The sequence below is a fragment of the Streptococcus sp. HMSC078H12 genome, assembly GCF_001814615.1.
Lineage (GTDB): Bacteria > Bacillota > Bacilli > Lactobacillales > Streptococcaceae > Streptococcus > Streptococcus salivarius_F.
On record NZ_KV817346.1, the window covers coordinates 143152 to 145389 of the forward strand.

General features: G+C 39.3%; 1 protein-coding gene. It reads left to right on the forward strand.

Annotation, left to right across the window (positions count from 1 at the left end; genetic code table 11):
* Nucleotides 1–2238 (forward strand): Spy0128 family protein (locus HMPREF2979_RS10530; protein ID WP_315968258.1); only part of this gene is annotated, 2238 nt, incomplete at both ends.

The window sequence follows — 2238 nt, forward strand, 5'->3', positions numbered from 1 at the left end:
TGGTACTCACAAGTACACTGTTGAAGAAGTTCGTGGTTCTGAAGCTGGTATGCAATATGACCCAATGAAAGCTGAAGTAACAATCACTGTTACTAAGGAAGGTCACGTTCTTAAAGCAACAAACACTCTTCCATCAGATACAGAGTTCAACAATACATTCACACCTGCTGCAACACAAGCACAATTCCGCTTCACAAAACGTTTGGAAGGTAAGACTCTTGAAGCAAATGCCTTCACCTTCGAATTGCTTGAAAACGGCAATGTGATCCAAACTAAGAAGAATGCGGCTGATGGTTCAATCCAATTTGATTCAATCTCATATGCAACTGAAGGTACGCACACTTACACTGTACGTGAAGTAGCTGGAACAGATACAAACATTGATTACGATGATATGAATGCAGTTGTAACTGTAAATGTCACAAAAGACGCTCAAACAGGTCTTTTGAACGCTGCAGTTACTATGCCAGCTGATACTGAGTTCAATAACTTTGCTGTTGCACCAGTTAAGACTCGTTTTGACTTCACTAAAGCTCTTGCAGGTCGTGCTCTTAAAGATGGTGAATTCAGCTTCGTATTGAAAGATGCCAACGGAACTGTTCTTCAAACTAAGACTAACAATGCTAATGGTGTTATCGCCTTTGACGATTTGACATTCACAAACGCACAAGTTGGTACTCACAAGTACACTGTTGAAGAAGTTCAAGGTTCTGAAGCTGGTATGCAATATGACACAATGAAAGCTGAAGTAACAATTACTGTTACTAAAGATGGTCATGTTCTTAAAGCTGTTAATACACTTCCAGCCGACAAAGAATTCAACAATACATTCACTTCATCTCCAACACAAGCACAATTCCGCTTCACAAAACGTTTGGAAGGTAAGACTCTTGAAGCAAATGCCTTCACCTTCGAATTGCTTGAAAACGGCAATGTGATCCAAACTAAGAAGAATGCGGCTGATGGTTCAATCCAATTTGATTCAATCTCATATGCAACTGAAGGTACGCACACTTACACTGTACGTGAAGTAGCTGGAACAGATACCAACATTGATTATGATTCAATGAACGCAGTTGTGACTGTCAATGTCACAAAAGACGCTCAAACAGGTCTTCTGAACGCGGCAGTTACAATGCCTGAAGACACTGAGTTCAACAACTATGTGGTTGCTCCAGTTGTGACTAAGTTCGACTTTACTAAGAAATTGGCTGGTCGTGAACTTAAAGCAGGTGAATTCAGCTTCGTATTGAAAGATTCTACAGGTGCAGTAGTTGAAACAGTTAAGAATGATGCTGCTGGTAATGTTTCATTCTCTAACTTGTCATTCGACAACACTAAAGTAGGTACTCACACTTATACAGTAGAAGAAGTTATCCCAGCCAACAAAGAGTTTGGTATGACTTACGATAAGATGAAAGCTACTGTTACAGTTGAAGTTGCTAAGAACGGTCATTCATTGACTACGGTTACAAACGTATCTTCAACTGGTGGGGTTGATGCCAACGGTAATGCAACTGACGGTACTGCAGATAAAGAATTCAACAACAAAGTCACTCCTCCAGAAACTCCTGAATTCCAACCAGAAAAATTTGTCGTTTCTAAAGAGAAATATGACATTACTGGTGACAAGTTGATGGATGACGACGATGATGTACCTGGTAACGAGTACACAGCAACAAATGAGAATCCATATGTTGATGGTGTTAAAAACAACGAACCAGAAAACTTGAATACTAAGACTGTTGAACGCGGTTCTAAATTGGTATACCAAGTATGGCTTGATACTACTAAATTCACAGAAGCTAACAACATCCAATACGTTGGTGTATCTGATACATACGATGCAGAAAAATTGAACGTTAACGCTGCTGACATCAAAGCATACGATTCAGTAACTGGTGTAGACGTGACTGCTAAATTCGACATCAAAGTTGAAAATGGCACAATCACTGCAACTTCTAAAGATGAATTTATCAAAGATAAAGTAAACAATCCTGTTATCGATACTACTAAATTCGCATTTGGACGTTACTATAAATTTGATATCCCAGCAACTGTTAAAGAATCTGTTAAAGCTGGTGCTGATATTGAAAATACAGCCAACCAAACAGTTCACGTTTACAACCCAGTAAGCAAGACAGTTGAAAAACCTGAAAAACCAACCCAAAAACGTGTTAACAGCGTTCCAGTTCCAGTGGAAATGAACTTCACTAAACGTTTGGAAGGTCGTGAACT